This window comes from Pseudoalteromonas sp. P1-30, from assembly GCF_001400005.1.
Classification (GTDB): domain Bacteria; phylum Pseudomonadota; class Gammaproteobacteria; order Enterobacterales; family Alteromonadaceae; genus Pseudoalteromonas; species Pseudoalteromonas atlantica.
Genome location: NZ_LKBC01000011.1, coordinates 22,333 through 25,278 on the forward strand (window position 1 = coordinate 22,333; position 2,946 = coordinate 25,278).

Consider the following 2,946-nt stretch of genomic DNA (forward strand, 5'->3'; position numbering starts at 1 on the left):
CCTAAAGAATTTAAAGTAGACGTACACCACTGGTTAATACTACACGGACGCTATACCTGCGTAGCACGCAAGCCTAAATGCGGCAGCTGTATTATTGAAGACTTGTGTGAGTTTAAAGACAAGACTGAATAGTTCTTCTGCTGTTCGTGAAATTCACATGTGAAGTTTTGACATAGAATCAAAACTTCAAACTGCACAGTAAGGTGGACTATTTAGTTCTAAAAGTTGCGCTTTAACCATTTAGAAATGCCAGTTGATTAAATAACTATTTCAAATTTTTTATAATAGCCATTCCAGTTTTTCTCATCAGCCCAGCTGCCTCAGGAAAACTAATGTTGGTCACAATCGATACAGCGATATTACGATCTGGAAAAATAATCATCCAATTTTGTGTGCCTTCCAATCCACCATGGTGAATGTAATAACATCCTAAGTTTTCATCCTCTGCAGCAATCCATGAATAAGCGATATGATCAGTACCACCTACATGAAACAGCCTTCTATGTGATTCTTTAATGGCTTTATTTTCTTCTTTTAGTTGCAACTTCATATATTTTACAATATCTGACATAGTAGTTTTTATATAACCACTGCCCCCCCATAGTATTTCAGGAGTAAGATGGGCTTTTGCTACCTCCCCTTTCTCATTATAACCATATGCAACGTCCTTAAGCTGTTCTTGAGCAAGGTTCACTTTCGTATCTTTCATATTAGCTTCTGTTGACAATACTTGCTGTAATAAATTATCAAATGGCATTTGGTAAACAGTTTCTAAGATATATGATAAAAGCTCTATTCCCGCGCTTGAGTAATGGTATTTACCTTTGTTTTCTGAAGGGTTTACATTATTTAATGCCTTTAAAAACGATGTTTTGGATAATGTTTCAGCCCTTAAACCTAAATCTACATAACCTCTTGGTAATCCTGAACTATGAGTCAAAAGCTGTCGAACGGTCACAGGATTTTTTTCAGTACTTAATTTGTCTAGTTTATTATTAATATACTTATTGATGTTATCGTTCAAAGATAGCTTTCCATCTTTCACAGCATAAGCGGTAATCAACCCTGTCATGGTTTTACTTACAGACCCTATTTCATAAATTGTGTTATCTGTCGGGGTGTTTTTTTTATGCCTTGTGAGTTCACCAAAATGTAAAATAACTGAATCCGTTTCCGTAACGACCCCTATAGATGTAGAATCAAAACGAGAGTCCTGCAAGAGTTGATTAGCGTGCATTGTTATAATGTTTGAAATGTCTTTATTGGAGATTATATCGCTATTTTTAGCTTGCACCTGCCCAAAAAAAGTAAGAAATAAAATGAAAGCTAACGTAATTTTTTTATACATAAAACACCTATTATTTGATTCGCATTAATGTTTTTTATCAAAGCAGTTTTGATTTGATAATAGGGATATTAGTAAGGTTCAAGATTGATTTCGACCGACTATAAAAGTCGAACGTCTTATATTTAAAGGGTTGCGCTAGAAGAGATAAATTTAATCGTTTAAGCGTTCTTTCCTATATTGGGATGGAGTCACTGCAAAATGCTTTTTAAAAGCAGTGTTAAAAGACGATTTTGAATTAAAACCAACTTCTAACAATATCTCTAAAATCGCTTTTTGTTTATTGCTTTTTAAAGAAAGGATATTAGCAGCTTCATTAACTCGATAACTATTTATGAAATCGAAAAAGTGTTGCCCAAGGTGGTGATTGAGTACGATTGAAATTTTTAAGGCCGGTATATTTAATTGCTTTGCCAACGTGTCAATGTTTAGTGATGGATTCAGGTAAGGTTTATTTAGCGACATATGGCACTTAATTGTGGATAACACTCTTTGTGCTTCATTAACATCAACAACGTCACTTGGGTTCTGTGGAGGTTTTTTTGGTTCAAATGATTTAACCTTTGAGCTAATACCTTGAAATATGGAAGGGTTATGAAGTGCTTGCCATAATATCCAACAAACAAAAAATAGTGTGACTACCATCATTAGAGTAGTTAATAAGTTCAATAGTCCTTGTAGCTCGGTAAATTTAATAATATTACGCACCACAACAATGGTGAAATCAATTAAAAAAACCATCATAAAATTGTTTAGCCACTGCTTATTGAGTATTTCAATATCTGAATAGTTATTTAAAACAGTCAATTTATAGCGGTTTAACTTCTTAAAAATCAATGCAAGATAAATGAACATTTGTAAGTAGAGCACTACATGAACAAACAACAATTCAAACAAGGGTTCATGGTTGTTATAAAAGGCCATTTTTGCAATGTCATCTCCAAGATGGAAGCGCGGGATAAAGATTAAACATACAATAATAAACGGGATAGCATGCAGAAGGTCTTTAGCTTTAAGTTTTAAATCACTATAAACAATTGATTTTACGTAAAAATAAAGTATTGGCGCTGTCAGAACCGAAAAGTTAGCACGAAACATATCTAAATTTAAATGCGCACCATAAAAACTAGTGAAAATAAAATTACTGATATCAAATGCAGTAACGGATAAAAACACAGCTAAAATTCTATTACTTAATTGATTACCGGAATGAATATTGAGCAGAAATACCGCAACTAATAAGTGAGTGAAAAAAACTAGTAATGCAATACTCTCGGTCATTTTAGTTATTTTAGTTATTTTAGTTAGTTGGTGAACCATATATCATAAATGACAACCAGGCTATGTTTCAAACTAAGTAATATCAGAGCTATAAATAGAGAGTAAAAATAGGCAGGGTTATGCGCTCACTCTATTTAATTAACAAGTTTGCTACTTTAGAAAACAATCAAATTTGCCTTATAAAGTTAATACTAAAACATACTATTTAAGAAATTTCGCTCTAAAATGAACACACCATCTAGTTTACTTATAATTTGGCTGGCCAACCATAGCCGTAGACACGCATATTTTTCGTGTTTCAAACCGCACCAAATTTGCTA

At 33.1% G+C, this 2,946-nt stretch carries 2 protein-coding genes and 2 pseudogenes; 2 read left to right on the forward strand and 2 right to left on the reverse strand.

The window, feature by feature from the left end; translation table 11 throughout:
* Positions 1-132 (forward strand): annotated as a pseudogene (locus AN395_RS19695) (endonuclease III); the annotation flags it as partial.
* Positions 133-265: 133 nt separating this feature from the next.
* On the opposite strand, the gene AN395_RS14570 reads toward AN395_RS19695, so the two are convergent.
* Both AN395_RS14570 and AN395_RS14575 read right to left on the reverse strand, forming a co-directional pair.
* Entirely contained in the window at positions 266-1,348 is a 1,083-nt protein-coding gene (locus tag AN395_RS14570; protein WP_054983416.1) for a serine hydrolase, read from the reverse strand.
* Positions 1,349-1,498: 150 nt separating this feature from the next.
* The gene (locus AN395_RS14575) at positions 1,499-2,626 is read right to left on the reverse strand and encodes an AraC family transcriptional regulator (protein ID WP_157683954.1); all 1,128 of its coding nucleotides are present in this window, start codon (positions 2,624-2,626) and stop codon (positions 1,499-1,501) included.
* 253 nt (positions 2,627-2,879) lie between these two features.
* Here AN395_RS14575 and AN395_RS19700 point away from each other — a divergent pair.
* Positions 2,880-2,946 (forward strand): annotated as a pseudogene (locus tag AN395_RS19700) (endonuclease III); the annotation flags it as partial.